The 16,803-nt window shown below is 70.6% G+C and carries 16 protein-coding genes; 5 read left to right on the top strand and 11 right to left on the bottom strand.

Features of this window, described 5'->3' with window-relative positions; all coding sequences use genetic code 11:
• Window positions 1–121: 121 nt before the first annotated feature.
• A complete protein-coding gene (locus SSP08S_RS18310) occupies window positions 122–709 on the bottom strand; it encodes a TetR/AcrR family transcriptional regulator (protein ID WP_019069063.1) in 588 nt (195 codons plus the stop codon).
• Window positions 710–779: 70 nt separating this feature from the next.
• Between SSP08S_RS18310 and SSP08S_RS55495 the strand changes: the two genes are divergently transcribed.
• Complete coding sequence (locus SSP08S_RS55495) at window positions 780–1,214, top strand: Rossmann-fold NAD(P)-binding domain-containing protein (RefSeq protein ID WP_019069062.1); 435 nt, start codon at window positions 780–782, stop codon at window positions 1,212–1,214.
• A 251-nt stretch (window positions 1,215–1,465) separates the two neighbouring features.
• On the opposite strand, the gene SSP08S_RS18300 is transcribed toward SSP08S_RS55495, so the two are convergent.
• The 4 genes from SSP08S_RS18300 to SSP08S_RS18285 form a co-directional block, all read right to left on the bottom strand.
• Entirely contained in the window at window positions 1,466–2,299 is an 834-nt protein-coding gene (locus SSP08S_RS18300; protein ID WP_019069061.1) for an enoyl-CoA hydratase/isomerase family protein, read from the bottom strand.
• A gap of 121 nt (window positions 2,300–2,420) precedes the next feature.
• Window positions 2,421–3,227, bottom strand: coding sequence for a hypothetical protein (locus SSP08S_RS18295; protein WP_051105924.1), 807 nt, complete (start codon window positions 3,225–3,227; stop codon window positions 2,421–2,423).
• Window positions 3,228–3,259: 32 nt separating this feature from the next.
• Window positions 3,260–4,126 (bottom strand): alpha/beta fold hydrolase, encoded by an 867-nt coding sequence (locus SSP08S_RS18290; RefSeq protein WP_019069059.1) that lies wholly within the window; start codon window positions 4,124–4,126, stop codon window positions 3,260–3,262.
• Window positions 4,127–4,175: 49 nt separating this feature from the next.
• Window positions 4,176–5,171 carry an NADP-dependent oxidoreductase gene (locus SSP08S_RS18285; protein ID WP_019069058.1) on the bottom strand — a complete coding sequence of 332 codons (996 nt, stop codon included), beginning with the start codon at window positions 5,169–5,171 and terminating at the stop codon, window positions 4,176–4,178.
• Between the two features lie 149 nt (window positions 5,172–5,320).
• Here SSP08S_RS18285 and SSP08S_RS18280 point away from each other — a divergent pair, with 149 nt between their 5' ends.
• The gene (locus SSP08S_RS18280; protein WP_019069057.1) at window positions 5,321–5,944 is read left to right on the top strand and encodes a TetR/AcrR family transcriptional regulator; all 624 of its coding nucleotides are present in this window, start codon (window positions 5,321–5,323) and stop codon (window positions 5,942–5,944) included.
• A 50-nt stretch (window positions 5,945–5,994) separates the two neighbouring features.
• On the top strand, window positions 5,995–6,138 hold the full coding sequence (locus tag SSP08S_RS61765) for a hypothetical protein (RefSeq protein WP_019069056.1): 144 nt from the start codon (window positions 5,995–5,997) through the stop codon (window positions 6,136–6,138).
• 7 nt (window positions 6,139–6,145) lie between these two features.
• Here the strand turns inward: SSP08S_RS61765 and SSP08S_RS18270 are convergent, their stop codons facing one another.
• From SSP08S_RS18270 to SSP08S_RS18245, 6 genes are all read right to left on the bottom strand, one after another.
• Window positions 6,146–6,547 (bottom strand): hypothetical protein, encoded by a 402-nt coding sequence (locus SSP08S_RS18270; protein WP_019069055.1) that lies wholly within the window; start codon window positions 6,545–6,547, stop codon window positions 6,146–6,148.
• Between the two features lie 63 nt (window positions 6,548–6,610).
• Window positions 6,611–8,185, bottom strand: a complete 1,575-nt coding sequence (locus tag SSP08S_RS18265) for a phytoene desaturase family protein (RefSeq protein WP_019069054.1) — start codon at window positions 8,183–8,185, stop codon at window positions 6,611–6,613.
• Window positions 8,186–9,064: 879 nt separating this feature from the next.
• Window positions 9,065–11,326: a serine/threonine-protein kinase gene (locus SSP08S_RS18260; RefSeq protein WP_019069053.1), complete on the bottom strand. Its 2,262-nt coding sequence runs from the start codon at window positions 11,324–11,326 to the stop codon at window positions 9,065–9,067.
• Window positions 11,308–12,246: an oxygenase MpaB family protein gene (locus SSP08S_RS18255; protein WP_019069052.1), complete on the bottom strand. Its 939-nt coding sequence runs from the start codon at window positions 12,244–12,246 to the stop codon at window positions 11,308–11,310. The genes SSP08S_RS18260 and SSP08S_RS18255 overlap by 19 nt, the downstream gene beginning before the upstream one ends.
• A gap of 9 nt (window positions 12,247–12,255) precedes the next feature.
• The gene (locus SSP08S_RS18250; protein WP_019069051.1) at window positions 12,256–13,434 is read right to left on the bottom strand and encodes an acyl-CoA dehydrogenase family protein; all 1,179 of its coding nucleotides are present in this window, start codon (window positions 13,432–13,434) and stop codon (window positions 12,256–12,258) included.
• A 246-nt stretch (window positions 13,435–13,680) separates the two neighbouring features.
• Entirely contained in the window at window positions 13,681–14,046 is a 366-nt protein-coding gene (locus tag SSP08S_RS18245) for a four-helix bundle copper-binding protein (protein WP_102133365.1), read from the bottom strand.
• A 156-nt stretch (window positions 14,047–14,202) separates the two neighbouring features.
• On the opposite strand from SSP08S_RS18245, the gene ppk2 reads away from it, so the two are divergent.
• Window positions 14,203–15,006 (top strand): polyphosphate kinase 2, encoded by an 804-nt coding sequence (ppk2, locus tag SSP08S_RS18240; protein ID WP_019069049.1) that lies wholly within the window; start codon window positions 14,203–14,205, stop codon window positions 15,004–15,006.
• A gap of 22 nt (window positions 15,007–15,028) precedes the next feature.
• Entirely contained in the window at window positions 15,029–16,774 is a 1,746-nt protein-coding gene (locus SSP08S_RS18235) for a SulP family inorganic anion transporter (protein ID WP_026178603.1), read from the top strand.
• Window positions 16,775–16,803 lie beyond the last annotated feature (29 nt).

Here is a 16,803-nt window from a genome sequence, read left to right as displayed (position 1 = left end):
TGCACGACAGGGACTCGACGCCACGTAGGTAGGCGATCTCCGAAATCCCAGCAGCACGCGGTGGCGGTAGCCCTCCGGCCGCCCGCCCCACCCCTCCGGCCACGCCGGAACGGGTCGCGCGTCAGCGAGGCAGCAGGACGTCAACCTGCTCCCGGATGTCCTGCACGATCTCCTCGACACTCAAGGCGATGTTCACGCTCGCCGCCATGCTGAGGAACATCACGGCGGACACGATGTGTGCCAGTGTCGCGGCGTCACCCTCTGTGACCCGCTCGTCTCGGCGCAGCACGGCGGCGATGGCCTCCTCGGTCTGCGCGACGATGGCGAGTGCCGCGCCGTGCCGGGGCTCCTCGGGGTCGCCGAAGACCATCTCTCGCAGGTAGGTACGTCCGTTGTCGATCTGGGTGCGGTTGCACTCGACGATCGGCCGGACGATCGCCATCACCGCATTCAGCACGCCCGGGACGGTCTCGGCGTCCGCCCGGCCCTCCTCGAGTGCTTCGACGTACTTGGCGTTCTGCACGAGCAGGAGGAGTTCGCCCTTGGTCTTGGCGTAAAGGAACAGGGTTCCGGTGCCGATGTCGGCCTTGTCGGCGATCTGCTGGGTCGTGACCTCATCGACGCCGTGTTCGGCGAACAGTTCACTGGCGGCGACGACGATGCGGTCGAATTTCTCCTGCTTGTTCCGCTCGCGCCGTCCGACAGGCATGGCCGTGTCCTCCAGGAGTAGATTATGACTGTAATCAGTTATGATGATAGTCAATAGCGTGTGGGCTCAAATGTGGCTCCGTTCATTCTCCCATCGCGGGGCGACGTGTCGACGCCACCGCCCGTACCCCCGCGTCTGGGACGATGAACGCATCGTCCCCCTGACCCTTGGCGTCACCGGGCGCCATCCCTCGAGCGCGAGCCTGCTGGACGTCACCGAGGCGGACATCCGGGCGAACATGGAGACGAACTTCTTCGGACCGGTCTTCCTCGCCCGCGCCTTCGCACCGATCCTCGCCGCCAAGAAGGGCTACGTCGACACCGATATGGCCGCGCACGCCGACGGACCCAAGATGCTGCCGACACAGCGGGTGACGACGGTCTACGACGCCGTCGAGGCCGGAGAAGACGAGGTCCTGGCCGACGAGTTGACCAAGGGGGTCAAGGCGGCTCTGAGCGGCCCGGTCGAGGCACTTTTCCCGGACCTCCACAGCACGGACGTCTGAGCTTGCTCTTCGGTCTCGACGTGATCTCTTCACATCGGGCCCCCGTGATCCATGGCGTTCGAACGGTTGGCCGGCCGGTGTCGAGAGGGGGTGCGCCGTCGCGGCCGTCGAGCGGTGGATGACATCGGCGGTCGGTCCGGCGGCAGCCCGATCCGACCACGGTGCCGAAGACGTCGGAAATCGGGTGGGCCCCGCGGCAAAAGAGGACGGACGCGGCATCGGCTGCGTCCGTCCTCGTTTTCCGATGGGTGTCAGCGTTGCTGGTTGGCGAGGCCGATGTAGTGCCCGAGACGGTATTCGAAGTCGATGCCGGCCTGTTCGACGACGGCCTGCGTGCCTGCGGCCCGGGTGAGGAAACCGGGGAGGGTGAGGGAGTGGGCGAACTCGCCGTACGCGGCGACCAGGTCCGCGTCCGGAGGCAGGGATGCCCGGTTGATCTGGGCTTTGGCCGAGGCGAGTGAGGTGCGGTCGAACGAGGCGAGCCGGGCGGCGACGGTGCCGACGAAGGCGTCGAGTTCGCTGTCGGGGAGGGCGCGGGTAACCCAGCCCCAGCGTTCGGCGGTGTCGGCGTCGTAGTCGTCGCTGGTGAGGATGGCTTCCAGGGCGCGGTCGCGTCCGATGGCCCGGGGGAGGCGTTCGCTGCCGCCACCGCCGGGCAGCAGTCCGCTTCCGACCTCGGGCTGTCCGAAGATCGCCTTCTCACGACTGGCGTAGCGCAGATCGAGGGCGAGGGCGAGCTCGTTCCCGCCGCCGCGGGTGCGTCCCCGGATGGCCGCGATGGTGACGTACGGCGCTTTGGACAGTTCCAGGACCAGATTCGTCCAGGCCGGCACCGCGTCCGGGTCCTCGGAGGCGGGGAAGTCGGCGGCGGCGGCCAGGTCGAAGTGGTTGTAGAAGAAGTCGGGGGTGGCACTGTCGAACAGCACGACCTGGATGTCCGGGTCGGTGGCCAGTTCGGTGACGATCTCGATGAGGCGCAGGACGGTCTCGCCGACGATGAGGTTGACGGGCGGGTTGGCGAAGGTGATCTTCGCGATCTGCGGTGAGGTGCGCTCGTACTGGATGGTGCTCTGCTGCTCGCTCATGGCTGGCTCCGGATGCGTGGTGGGTAACAGATGGCGACAGGGGCGCGGAGAGGGCCGGGAAGCCGGGGCGGATGGATCTGCCGAGCAGATCCGGCGGTCCCGCTTCCCGTCTGCGCGCTGCTCACTCCTCGTAGTGCGGGAGGATCTCGCCGTTCTTGACGTAGGTGAGGGCGGCGGTTACGTCGTAGGCGTGGATCGCGGAGACCTGCGATGCCAGCCGGTCGGACAGGTCCTCGATCACGTTGCCGGTGAAGAAGGCGTCCCGTGCTGCGGTGTCGGTGAACCCGAGGCTGAGGGAGGCGTGGAAGCGCTGGTCGTGGGGGTTGTCGTGGGCGACGTCCGGGGTGTCCCAGAGCTTTTCGATCCAGGGCAGGAACGTCTGCGTGCGCAGTTCCTTCAGCGCTCCGGTGGCGGCGAGCGCGGAAGCGAGCTGCTCGTTGACGAACTTCCGGAAGGCGCCGCCGCCGACCTCGTCTCTGCGGCGCAGGTAGATCAGCGCGCGGGCACCGACCGGCTGTCCGGGGCCTGCGACGTCGTACCAGCGGGATGAGTTCGGCGGGCCGGCGTAGAGCAGGGTGCGGCGGAACACGTTGATCTCGTCGGCGTAGGCCAGCTTCGTCTGCTTGCGCCCTTTCAGCGGTGCAAGCGCCGACTGGAAGGTGACTTCTGCGACGCCGTCGATCTTCCGGTCGGCGGGGATCGTGGTCTGGACCCCGTCGGTGGCCGGCCACCGGCCCGGGTTGTCCTCGGCGAGGTGGATCTGCCGGTACTCCTCAAGGCCCGGGGTGGCGGAGATGATCCCCGAGTGCGGTCCCTTCCAGTGGTCCATGCCGGTCTGGCGGGGCTGATCGGTCCGCACCCACAGCAGGATCGAGGAGGTGAGAGGCTTCTTCACCACAAGGGGTGCGACGGCCGGTGACGTACTCATGATGTCGCCCTTTTTTCCAGGTCAGGCGGTGGTCATCGGGCGAGGAACTCGACCGCCACGGGGGCGAATTCCTGGTGGTACTGGAAGATGCCGCCGTGCCCGGAGTCGGGGTAGATGATCAGCTCGCTGCCCTTGATGCGCCGGTGCAGGTCCTCCGACAGGACCGACGGCACCATGCGGTCGTTGTCGCCGTTGGCGATCAGGGTGGGCTGCGTGATCGACGACAGGTCGTCGGGGGCGGAGCGCCCCCACTTCTTGATCGCCTTCAGCTGCGTCTGGAACGCCTTGGTCTTGATCTCCGCGTCGCGGTCGACAGTGCGCTCCTTGAGACGGTTGACGAACGCGCGCGCGGCCGGCTTGCCGGTGGCGTTGCGGTTGAAGAACAGGAACTCCTTGGGGTCCGACCGGGTCAGGGTGGCGCGCAGGATGTCGTAGTAGGTGACTTTGGCGACCTTGTCCATGTCCTTGCCGCCCTTGGGTCCGGTGCCGGTGAGGACCAGCTTGCGGACGAGCTCGGGGTGCTTGACCACCAGGGCCTGGGCGACCATGCCGCCGAGGGAGAACGAGAAGACGTCGATCTTGTCGTACCCGAGCGCCTTGACGAAGGTGTAGGCGTCGTCGGCCATCGCCTCGACACTGTCCGGTACCTGGCCGGTGGACGCTCCGACACCGCGGTTGTCGAAGGCGATGACGTGACGGCCCTTCGCGATGGGATCGATGATGCGGGGGTCCCAGTTGTCCAGGGTCGCGGCGAGGTGGACGAAGAAGACGACGGGGATGCCGCCCTTCGGTCCCAGCTCCCGGTAGGCGTACGTGACGCCGCCGGCGTTGACGGTGCGGGCCGGAGCCTTCGCGTAGGAGGTGATGACAGCTTCGTTCGGGGTGCCTGTGCTGCTCATGACGGATTCTCCTGGTCTGTTCTGTGTCGCCCGTCGCGGTTGCGGCGGGTCAGCTGTTGCCGATGACGGCCTTGCCGCGGATGCCGCCCTGGGACAGGGACTGCAGCGCCTGCGGGGTCTGGTCGAAGCGGACCACCTTTCCCACGACCGGGCGCACCACGCCCTCGTCGATGAGGGTGGTCATCTGGCGGAGCTGGTCGCCGCTGGCGCGCATGAGCAGGAACTCGTACGTCACGCCGAGCTTCTTGGCCTGCTTGCGGATCTTGCGGCTCAGGCCTGCGACCGCCAGGCGCAGCAGCGGGTTCAGGCCGGCCTCGCGGGCGAACGCGGGGTCCGGGGGGCCGGCGATCCCGATGGCCCTGCCGCCGGGCTTGAGCACCCGCAGGGACTTCTCGAGAGTCTCCCCACCGATGCTGTCCAACACCAGGTCGTAGCCGGTCAGGAGCTGCTCGAAGTCCTGGGTGCGGTAATCGATCACCGTGTCCGCGCCGAGCGCGCGCACGAAGTGCGTGTTGGATGCGCTGGCGGTCGTGGCGACGTGCGCCCCGAGGTGTGCGGCGAGCTGGATCGCGATCGAACCGACCCCGCCGGCGCCGGCGTGGATGAGAACCTTCTGTCCGGGCCGCACCCTCCCGCGCTCCACCAGCGCCTGCCACGCCGTGAGCGCCACCAGCGGCAGCGAGCCGGCCTCATCCATGCTGATCGAGGCGGGCTTGATCGCCACGTCACCCTCCGCTACGGCGATGCGCTCGGCGAACGCGCCGATGCGGTCCTGGTGGGGCCGGGCGTAGACCTCGTCCCCGGGCTTGAAGCCGCGAACCGCCGTCCCGACACCGATGACGGTGCCCGCGACGTCGTTGCCCAGGATCAGTGGCAGCTTGTAGGGCAGGACCTGCTTGAACTCACCGGCGCGGATCTTCTCATCCAGCGGGTTCAGCCCGGCGGCCTCCACCCGGACCAGCACGTCGTGCTCTCCCACGGTGGGCTCGGGGACGTCCGCCTCCTGCAGCGGCTCCTTGTACTTGGTGACGACGAACGCTCTCATGGGGCGCCACTCCTAGTCTTCGTCCTATTTATCCGGGTTTGAGATTGGACCGGCAAACTCGGTGCGACATCCGGGACCTCGCCCCACCCCGCTAATCCGAGTACACTCAACTATGAGTCCACTCAGAATTATTGTCAAGGGAGGTCCCCATGGGACGCGGCCACATGCCGATCGGGCGCCGCGAGCGGGCCAAACAGGACAAGCGCGAGCGCATCATGGCCGCAGCCCGCGAGCTGTTCGTCGAACACGGCGTCGACAGAGTCACGACGCAGCAGGTCGCCCGCCGGGCCGATGTCGCGATCGGGACGCTCTACCTGTACGCGTCCACGAAGGCCGAGTTGCTGATCATGGTGCAGAACGAGAAGTTCGCCGCCGCCATCGATTCCGGCCTCGCCGCCGCGGATGCCGCCGTCGGACGGGGCGCGCTGGAGCCGGTCATCGCTCTCATCCGTCCCGTGGTGGAGTGCATGAGGGAGCACATCGAGAACGGCCGCACATACCTGCACGAACTCGTCTTCGGCGACCCGGCCGAGCCCTACCGGCAAGCGGGTCTGGCCCTTGCCGGCCGCCTCGAGGACGGCGTCACCGGCCTGCTCACCCGCGACGAGCACATCGGCGCCGCCGACGCGGCGACCCTGGCGCGGGTGATCACCGCGATCATCCACATCAGCACCACCGCCACCATGTACCAGCACCGCAGCGACGAAGCCGTCCTCGCCGACATCCGCGACCAGATCCACGCCACCCTGGCACCCCACCACCGCGCCGCATGACCGCTCGCTCCACGAACCGACCGTCAACCACCCTGCAAAGGGGGCACGTCATGAGCGCGCACTACGACGTCATCGACCTCGGTACCGGCTCGCGCGGGTATGCCGCCGCGATCCGCGCCGCGCAACTCGGCAAGAACATCCAGTCCAGCAGTCCGGCAGTGCGGACAACGGACAGCCGCAAACCCTGTCCATAACTTCTCTTCAGCGGCTCTCCAGCCGGACGTGCAGTTCCCGTTCCTGGTCGCCGGAGGTCAGCGCGAGGTCGTGGACGGTGAACAGGGAGTCCAGGGTCGTACGGAACTGTTCGACGGCCCAGTAGCCGCCCTGGACGTCCGCGTCGACGGAGGCCGCGAGGCGGGCCGGGTCGCCGGTGGGGCGCTCGTGCGCGTCGGCGACGTCGAAGGTGCCGAGCCATACCGTGGGGCGGGTTTCGTGGTGGTCGCGGGGTATGTCGTCGGCGCAGCGGTCGGATCCGAAGCACGCGCACAGCGTGTCGAACACGATCCGGGCGTCCTCCTTGCTGCACCCGCTGATCTCCACCGAGACGGATTCCATGTGCCCCGGCACCATGTGCGCGCCATCTGTGTCCGTGTCCGTGTTCATGGCGGTCGCTCCTCTCGTCCACTCCCAGAAAAGCACCACTTCCCCGGCAGGGCACCAGCTCGGTCAGCCCGCGTCGCCCTCCAGCACCGCCATCGCCGCGTTGTGCCCCGGTACCCCGCTGACTCCCCCGCCGCGCACCGCGCCCGCCCCGCACAGCAGCACGTTCGCGTGCCGGGTCTCGACGCCCCAGCGGCCGGTGTCGTCCTGGGCATAGGGCCAGGTCAGCGCGCGGTGGAAGATGTTTCCGCCGGGGAGCCGGAGGTCGCGTTCCAGGTCGAGCGGGGTCTTCGCCTCGATGCAGGGGCGGCCGTCCGTGTCGGTGGCGAGGCAGTCCGCGAGGGGTTCGGCGAGGTGGGCGTCCAGCTGGGCGAGGGTGGACTTCAGGAGTTCCTCGCGTACGGCGTCGTTGTCCCGTTCGAAGAGCCGGGCCGGGGTGTGCAGGCCGAAGAGGGTGAGGGTCTGGTAGCCGTCCTCGACGAGGTCCCGGCCGAGGATGCTCGGGTCGGTGAGGGAGTGGCAGTAGATCTCGGAGGGCGGTGCGGCGGGCAGCGAACCGGACGCGGCCTGGGCGTGCGCGGCGGCCAGTTGGTCGTAGCCCTCGGCGATGTGGAAGGTGCCGGCGAAGGCCTCGCGCGGGTCGACCGAGGTGTCACGGAGTCTGGGGAGTCGCTTGAGCAGCATGTTCACCTTGAGCTGGGCGCCCTCGGCGGGGGTGGGCGGTTCGTCGCCGGTGAGGGCGGCCAGTTGCTGCGGGGAGGCGCCGACGAGGACGTGCCGGGCGCCCACGACGCCTTCGGCGTCCGCCGTGCGGTAGGTGATCTCGGCGGCGCGTCCGTCCGTGTCGATGCGGACGGCCTCGTGGCCGGTGGCGAGTACGGCGCCTGCGGTGCGCGCGGCGGTGGCCAGGGCGTCGGTGAGGGCGCCCATGCCGCCGACCGGGACGTCCCAGGCGCCGGTGCCGCCGCCGATGACGTGGTAGAGGAAGCAGCGGTTCTGGGCGAGGGAGGGGTCGTGGGCGTCGGCGAAGGTGCCGATGAGGGCGTCGGTGAGGACGACTCCCCGGACCAGGTCGTCGGTGAAGTTCTCCTCGATGGCGACGCCGATCGGCTCCTCGAAGAGCATCCGCCAGGCCTCCTCGTCGTCCACGCGGCTGCGCAGTTCGTCGCGGGTGGGCAGCGGTTCGGTGAGCGTGGGGAAGACCCGCTGCGCGAGGCGGCCGGTCATGCCGTAGAGCCGTTGCCAGGCCGCGTACTCGCTCTCGCCGCCGGTCAGCCGGGCGAAGGCGTCGCGGGTACGGCGCTCGCCGCCGCCGACGAGGAGGCCGGTGGGGCGGCCGCCGCGTTCGACAGGGGTGTACGACGAGATGGTGCGCCCCCGGATACGGAAGTCGAGACCGAGGTCCCGCACGATCTTCTTCGGCAGCAGGCTGACCAGGTACGAGTACCGGGACAGCCGTGCGTCGACCCCGGCGAACGGTCTCGTCGACACGGCCGCGCCGCCGGTCCCGTCGAGCCGCTCCAGCACGAGCACGGAGCGCCCGGCCCGTGCCAGGTAGGCGGCGGCGACCAGGCCGTTGTGGCCACCGCCGACGATCACGGCGTCGTAGGTCCGGTGTCCGGGTCCCTCGTGTACAGGCATGGTTCTTCGTAACACGAGGTGATCTAGGTCGGCCAGGGGTGGGGCGGGGTCCCTTGGGGGTGCGGCGGCGGGGACGGATACGGATGGCCGACGGCAGGCGCGGCCGCATCCGCGGAAAAGCGCGGGGGTGCAGCGTTCAGCGATCACGGACGGCGCGGGCCGCTCCGGGCGTCGGTAAGTGCCGGGCGCCCGCGTCCAGGGCTGCGGTGGCGGAGGCGGGTGTGGCCGAGCCGAGGCAGGCGCGGACGTTCGTGTCCACAGACGGGCACGGGCACGCTTTCGCCGGCACTCACGGACGGCACGGACAGCACCGGCCATCAGTGAGTCGCCGTCGCCAGCGTCCAGGGCTGCGGAGGCGCAGGCGGGGTGGCCGAGGCAGGCGCGGACGTTCGCGTCCACAGACGGGCACGGCCGCCCGGTCGCCAGCACCCACGGACGGCACGGACACCACCGGCCATCAGTGAGCCCCCGTCACCCGCATCCAGGACCGCGGAGGCGCAGGCGAGTGTGGCCGAGGCAGGCCCAGCCAGCCACACTCGCCGAAAAACGCGGGCCCGCTGTCGCCGGCACCCACGGACGGCACGGACAGCACCGGCCATCAGTGAATTCCCGTCGCCCGCATCCAGAGCTGCCGTAGCGGAGGCGAGTGTGGCCGAGGCAAGCCCAGCTGGCCGCATCCGCGGAAAGACGCGGGCCCGCTGTCGCCAGCACCCACGGGCGGCACGCGCCGCTCCGGCCGTCGGTGAGTGCCGGGCGCCCGCCTCCAGGGCTGCGGAGGCGAGAGGCGGGATGGCCGACGGCCGGGGCGGCTGTCCGCGGCCGCCGGCGGGCACGAGGGCCCGGTCGTCAGCGCCCGCAGTGCCCTGGGGGCGCCGGCCGTCAGTGCCCGCCCGACGCCCGTCCCTGTCGTAGCACCGCCACCCGGCGGTACAGCTCGACCGCTTCCGCGTTGCGGCCGAGTTGTTCGAGGCAGTGGGCCTCGTCGTTGCGGCTGGCGAGGGTGTCGGGGTGGTCGGGGCCGAGGACGCGGTCGCGGGCGGCGGCGACGCGGCGGTATTCGGTGAGGGCGTCGGCCCAGCGGCCGAGCCAGCCGAGGCCGACGGCGACCTCGCGGCGGCTGACGAGGGTGTCGGGGTGGTCGGGCCCGAGGACGCGCTCGCGGATGGCGCAGACGTCGCGGGACTCGGCGAGGGCTTCCTCCCAGCGGCCGAGGCGGCCGAGGTTGACGCCGAGGCCGTGGCGGGCGCGGAGGGTCTCGGGGTGGGCGGGGCCGTGGACGCGGGTGCGGTCGTCGATCAGGTCGCGGTAGAGCTTGAGGGCGTCGGCGCTGCGGCCGAGGCGGCCGAGGCTGATGCCGATCTCGTAGCGAGCGGCGAGGGTGTCGGCGTGGTCCGGGCCGAGGGCTTGCGCGCGGGCCTCGGCGACCTCGCCGTAGGTCTGGAGTGCCTCCTGCCAGCGGCCCAACTGGCCCAGTGCGTAGGCGACTTCGTAGCGGGTGACGAGGGTGTCGGGGTGGCCGGGACCCAGCACGCGGGCGCGGGCGGCGGCGACCTCGCAGGCCATGCGGTACGAGTCCTCAAGGCGGCCCAGGCGGCTGAGGTTGAAGGCGAGGTTGTGGCGGCAGCGCAGGGTGTCCGGGTGGTCGGGGCCCATCGTGCGTTCGCGGGCGGCGAGTACGGACGTGTACACCTGGTGTGCGTCGAAGTGGCGGCCCAACTGGCCCAGGACGTACGCCATTTCCTGCCGGGCGGCGAGCGTGTCGGCGTGGTCGGCGCCCAGCGCCCGTTCCCTGGCGCGGGCGACGTGGGTGTACTCGCGCAGGGCGTCGGCGGCGTGGCCGGTGCGGCTGAGGGTGAAGCCGAGTTCGTAGCGGCTGGCGAGGGTGTCGGGGTGGTCCGGGCCGAGGAGGTGGGTGCGTTCGGCGGCGACCGCGCGATGCACCTCACCGGCCTCCGCCCAGCGGCCGAGGCGCCCCAGGCTCAAGCCCGCGTTGTGGCGTCCGGCCAGGGCCTTGAGTGCCTCCGGAGGCGGTGCGGACGGTGACTCCGGTGCGGGTTCCTCGGTGTGGCCGGTGGCCGGGCGCGCGATCCACTCGCCGGTGAGGCCGGCCCCGGCGTCCGGCGGGGTGGTGCGCAGTCCGGCACCGGTCGCCTTGTGCCCGGTGGTCATCCCGCGCGTCCACGACGGCAGCCGCGCCTCGCGGGACACCTCTCTCGACGCCTCGCGGGACACCGGTTCGGGCGAGGGCAGTTGGGGTCGCGGGGTGACAACTGTCGGCACGTACAGGGGTGTCGTACGGCCCATGGTGATGCGGCGGCCCAACTCGCGGGCGTCGTGCGGGCGTTGTTCCGGGAGCTTGGCCAGCAGGTCGAGGATGACCTTCTCCAGGTACTCGGGAAGTTCGGCACGCTGGGCGCGGGGCGGCCGGGGCGGGGTGTCGCGGTGGCCGATGAGGATGGCCCAGGCGTCGCCGAGGTCGAAGGGCGGGGCGCCGGTGGAGAGTTCGTACAGGACGCAGCCGAAGGAGTAGAGGTCGCTGCGCTGGTCGACCTCGGAGCCGCCGATCTGTTCCGGCGACATGTAGTGCGGGGTGCCCATCGCGATGCCGGTGCCGGTCAGCCGGGAGGTGAAGCCGATGTCGGCGCCGAGGCGGGCGATGCCGAAGTCGCAGATCTTCACCGTGCCGTCGGTCAGCCGCATGATGTTCGCGGGCTTCAAGTCCCGGTGCACGATGCCCTGTTGGTGGCAGTAGGCGAGGGCGGAGGCGACCTGCTCGGCGATGTCGACGACGTCACCGACCGGCAGCGGACGCTGCTCGTTGTCCTCCAGGAGCTGGCAGAGGTTGCGGCCGTCGAGGAGTTCCATCACCAGGAAGAGGACGCCGTCGGACTCGCCGAAGTCGTGGACGACGGTCACTCCGCGGTGCTGGAGCGCGGCGGCCACCCGGGCCTCGCGCCGGAACCGCTCGCGCAGGACGCGGGTGAACGACTGGTCGTGGTGCGGGTTCAGCGGCTTGAGGCACTTCACGGCGACATGGCGCCCCAGCGACTCGTCCCGCGCCCGCCACACCTCGCCCATGCCGCCGCGCCCGATCAGGTCGAGCAGCCGGTAGCGGCCCTGGATCAGCCTGCTGTCCCCCATTTCCCGCGATCGCCCCCGTCGGTGTTCGTCCTGCCCTCCCCTGGCTCGTCCAGTATGGCGAGCGATCGTCCGACTTTGTACGGGGCCGGCCGGGACCCGGGGCCGAGCCGTGACATGGCGCGGATGATGTGCTTGGGCGGGAGTTGCCAGCGCACATGCGCGGGAACGCAGCGCAACAGGGTGCCTGTGACGCGCAGTTGCCGCGTGACGATGGCGGGTGCGGGTGCCGGTCTGCCGTACAGCCGGTGGGCGTACGGCGGCAGGGAGGCGTACGCCAGGTGTGCCACGCGCCGCCAGAGCAGCTCGCGCGCCGGGACGAGGAGGGGGTGCGTCGGTGGACGGAGCAGGAAGTCGTCCACTTCGCGTGCCTCGGGTCCGGCGGCGAGCGCGGGCCCGATCTGCTCGAAGTAGGCGCCGAGTTCGGCCCGGTCGCCCGGTACGGCGGCGGGGTCGAGGCCCACCAGGCGGGCGCTCTCCCGCTGTTCGGCGAGGTAGCGGTCGGCCTGGGCGTCGGTGAGGCGGAAGCCGGAGCGGCGCAGCACGTGCAGATACGAGTCGATCTCGGCGCAGTGCACCCACAGCAGCAGCTCGGGTTCGTCGATTCGGTACCGCTCCCCCGTGTCCGGGTCGGTCGCGCCGAGCATGCTGTGGATCTTCCTCACCCGGGCGCCGGCCTTCTCGGCGGCCTCGGTGGTGCCGTAGGTGAGGATGGCGACGAAGTTCGCGGTGCGCATCAGCCGGCCCCGGGCGTCTCGCCGGAAGTCGGAGTTCTGCATGACTCCGCGGACGGCACGGGGGTGCAGAGCCTGGAAGTAGAGCGCGCGGACGCCGGCGACCCACATCATGGGATCGTCGTGCAGCTGCCAGGTCACGGAGTCCGGCCCGAACAGTCCCGGGTCGCCCGTCCCAGGGGCGTCCATGTCCGCAGGCTAACGCCGTACCCTCGGCATTCCCAGACCGATCCACGAGATGATCTCGCGCTGGATCTCGTTGTTGCCGCCGCCGAAGGTGAAGATCACGGCGGAGCGGTAGCCGCGTTCCAGTTCGCCGTGCAGGACGGCGCCCGCGGAGCCCTCCTGCAGGGCACCGGCCGCGGCGACGATCTCCATGAGCCAGGCGTAGGCGTCGCGGCGGGCCTCGGAGCCGTAGACCTTGACGGCGGAGGCGTCCTGGGGGGTGAGGGTGCCTTCCTGGACGGCGTTCACCATCTGCCAGTTGAGGAGTTTCATCGCGTCGAGCCTGGCGTGGGTGCGGGCGAGGAGGCGGCGGACCCAGGGGAGGTCGACGACGCGGCGGCCGTCGGCGAGTTTGGTCTCCATCGCCCAGTGCTGGACGTCGTGCAGGGCGCGGATGGCCATCGTGCCGTGGGCGGCGAGAGTGACACGTTCGTGGTTGAGCTGGTTGGTGATGAGGCGCCAGCCCCGGTTCTCCTCGCCGACGCGGCGGGAGACGGGGACGCGGATGTTCTCGTAGTAGCTGGCGGTGGTGTCGTGCGAGGCGAGGGTGTTGATCACCGTGCAGGTGTAGCCGGGGTCGGCGGTCGGCACGAGGAGCATGGTGATGCCCTTGTGCGGCGGGGCCTCGGGGTCGGTGCGGGTGGCCAGCCACACCCAGTCGGCGGTGTCGCCGTTGGTGGTCCAGATCTTCTGCCCGTCGACGACGTATTCGTCGCCGTCCCGTACGGCACGTGTCTTGAGCGCGGCCAGGTCCGTGCCGGCCTCGGGCTCGCTGTAGCCGATCGCGAAGTCGATCTCGCCGGAGAGGATCTTCGGGAGGAAGTAGGCCTTCTGTTCGCTGGTGCCGAACTGCATGATCGTCGGGCCCACGGTGTTCAGCGCCATCAGCGGCAGCGGCACGCCGGCCTGCGCGGCCTCGTCGAAGAAGATGAACTGCTCCATCGGCGTCAGCCCGCGCCCGCCGTACTCCTCGGGCCAGCCGACCCCGAGCCAGCCGTCCGTGCCGAGCCGGCGGATCGTCTCGCGGTAGAAGCGTTTCTGGGCGGCCGGGTCGGCGTAGCGGGAGTAGGCGTGGTCGGGCACCAACTCGGCGAAGTAGGCGCGCAGTTCGGTACGCAGCCGCTGCTGCTCGGGCGTGTATTCGAGATGCACGGCGCCTCCAGGCTCCCAAGGCCGGTCCTGACGGCGCACACCGTAGAACGTGTTCCAGAAATTGGGAATGGCGAGGCGGCGATGCCCGGTAAGACGTGTGACGTCGACCGAAAGTCGGCCCTTCGGGTCGGTGAGGGCGGCCCGCCTTCTCCGCCGGGCGGGTCCTGGATCCGGTAGCGCGGGCGGCGTCGATCCGGATGGGCCGGCTGTCCCTTGGCCGCGGCCTCAATGGGGGCCGCCCGCCCGTCAGATCAGCGTCGCCAGGAACTCCGTGCACGCCCGTGCGCAGTCCCGGCAGGCTCGGGCATCGGCCTCCGCGCCCGGGCGCTCGTCGAAGAGTTGTGCGCACTCCAGGCAGACGAGGAGGCACCACTTGGCCTGGAGGCGGAGGGTGGGCTCGTCCTGGAGGTTCTGTTCGGCGAGCATGCGGCAGGTCGCGTCGCAGACCTCCGCGCACCACAGGGCCTTCTGTCGCAGGAGCGCCTCGTGGTCGGTGGCGTCCGGATCCGTGCGGCTGACGCGCAGCACGCAGGCCCGCGCGCACGCGGTGCAGGCCTGTGCGCAGGCGAAGCGGTCCTCCAGAAACCGGACGAGCTCCTGTTGGGTCGTCATCGCTGTCACGGAGTCCGGGTTGCCGCCGCAGGCTGCCCCAAACCCGGCGGGCGGGTGTCCGGGGGTGCGCGGGCGCCCGGCGATCAGTACGGTGCTGTCCAGGTGTTCGACCTTGGACACGGGAGACTCCGCACGTCATCGAGGGGTTGAGGCGGCATGGCCGGCAAGAAGGCGGCAAAGCTGCCGCGCGCGACGTACGAGACCGAACTGCTGCGCCTGCAGACGGAGTTGGTGAAGCTCCAGGAGTGGGTGCGGGCCGAGGGGACCCGGTTGGTGATCGTCTTCGAGGGCCGGGACGCGGCGGGCAAGGGCGGCACCATCAAGCGGGTCGCCGAGCACCTCAACCCGCGCGTCGCCCGGATCGCCGCGCTGCCGAAGCCGACCGACCGGCAGCGCACGCAGTGGTACTTCCAGCGGTACGTCGAGCATCTGCCGGCCGCCGGGGAGATCGTGCTCTTCGACCGGTCCTGGTACAACCGGGCCGGTGTCGAGCGGGTGATGGGCTTCTGCTCCAAGGAGGAGTACCAGCTGTTCCTGCGCCAGTGCCCGATCTTCGAGCGGATGCTCGTGGAGGACGGGATCGTGCTGCGCAAGTACTGGTTCTCGGTGAGCGACGCGGTGCAGCAGGACCGCTTCCGGCGCCGGCTGGAGGATCCGCTGCGGCGCTGGAAGCTGTCGCCGATGGACCTGGAGTCGATCACCCACTGGGAGGACTACTCGCGGGCCAAGGACGAGATGCTGGTGCACACCGATGTCTCGGAGGCGCCCTGGTACGTCGTCGAGAGCGACGACAAGCGCCGGGCCCGGCTGAACATGATCGCCCACCTGCTCGACTCGCTCCCGTACCACGAGGTGGCGCCGCCGGTCCTGGAACTCCCGCCCCGCCCGCCGTCCACCGGCTACGAACGCCCGCCGCGCGACCTCCAGACCTACGTCCCGGACCACGCGGCGAGCCTCTGAAGCGGGCGAGCCGAGGAACACCGTGTCCCACAGCCCGGGCGGGCGCCGCGTGGAGTGGCGGCGGCTGACACCCGGAATCGCCGCGCTCGCCGGATACCGGCGTGCCTGGCTGCGCGGCGACCTGCTGGCCGGTGTCACCGTCGCCGCGTATCTCGTCCCGCAGGTGATGGCGTACGCCGGGGTGGCCGGACTGCCCCCGGTGGCCGGCCTGTGGGCGATCCTCCCCGCGCTCGCCCTGTACGCGGTGCTGGGCTCGTCCCGGCTGCTGTCCGTGGGCCCCGAGTCGACGACCGCGCTGATGACGGCGACCGTGGTGGGCCCCCTCGCGGCCGGCGACCCGAGCCGGTACGCCACCCTCGCCGCCGCCCTCGCGGCCACGGTCGGCCTGCTCTGCCTGGCCGCGTGGGCGGTACGACTCGGCTTCGTCGCCGATCTCCTCTCCCGCCCGGTCCTGATCGGCTATCTGGCGGGCGTCGCCCTGATCATGATCGTGGACCAGCTGCCCAAGCTCACCGGGGTGCCGACGACCGGCTCGGCCTTCTTCCCCCAACTCTGGTCCTTCGTACGGCACTTGGACCGCCTCCACGGGCCCACGCTGCTGTTCGCCGCCGTCCTGCTGGCGTTCCTGTTCACGGTGGCGCGCATGTCCAAGGCGGTGCCCGGCCCCCTGCTGGCCGTGGTGCTGGGCACGGCGGCCGTGGCGGTGTTCGACCTCGACGACCGGTACGGCATCAAGGTGATCGGCCATGTCCCTGCGGGACTTCCCACGGTCGGCCTGCCGGACCTCACCGAACTCCCCCACCTGGTGCTGCCCGCACTCGGTGTCCTGCTCGTCGCCTACACCGACTTCATCCTCACCGCCCGCGCCTTCACCGGCGGCGACGAGGACGAGGGCCCCGCGCTCGACGCCGACCAGGAGTTCCTGGCGCTGGGCGCGGCCAACCTCGGTGCCGGTGTCCTCCACGGCTTTCCGGTGAGCAGCAGCGCCAGCCGCACCGCGCTGGCCTCCTCGACGGGCGCCCGCAGCCAGGCGTACTCACTGGTCGCCGGAGCGGTCGTCCTGGCGGTCCTCCTCTTCCTGAGCCCCCTGCTGTCCCGCACCCCTTCGGCGGTACTCGGCGCCCTCGTCGTCTACGCGGCCGTCCGCATGATCGACCTCTCCGGCTTCCACCGCCTCGCCACGTTCCGCCGCCGCGAACTCCTCCTCGCCCTCGGCTGCCTGGCCGGAGTCCTCGCCCTGGACATCCTCTACGGCGTGATCGTCGCCGTGGGCCTGTCGGTGGCCGAACTCCTCACCCGGGTGGCGCGCCCGCACGACGCCGTCGAGGGCCTGGTCCCCGGCATGGCCGGCATGCACGACGTGGACGACTACCCGCAGGCCCGCACCGTCCCCGGTCTGCTGGTCTACCGCTACGACTCACCGCTCTTCTTCGCCAACGCGGAGAACTTCCGCCGCCGCGCGCTGGCCGCCGTCGACCAACAGGCGGTCCCCGTACGGTGGTTCGTCCTCAACACCGAGGCCAATGTGGAGGTGGACATCACCGCCCTGGACGCGGTCGACGAGCTCCGCCGCGAACTCACCCACAGGGGCGTGGTGTTCGCCCTGGCGCGGGTGAAGCAGGACCTCCGGGTCGACCTGGAGGCGTACGGGCTGGTGGACTCGGTCGGCGAGGACCACATCTTCCCCACCCTGCCGACAGCGGTGGCCGCGTACCCGGAGTGGAGCGGCGGGACCGGCGGTCAGGGAACGGCTGATTCGCCGACGTAGCAGGCGAGTCGGCCGGATGAGCACGGCCC

The organism is Streptomyces hokutonensis (genome assembly GCF_000376565.1).
GTDB classification, from domain to species: Bacteria; Actinomycetota; Actinomycetes; order Streptomycetales; family Streptomycetaceae; genus Streptomyces; species Streptomyces hokutonensis.
The sequence above is the reverse complement of the archived record's forward strand: the minus strand, read 5'-3'. Positions and strand labels throughout refer to the sequence as shown.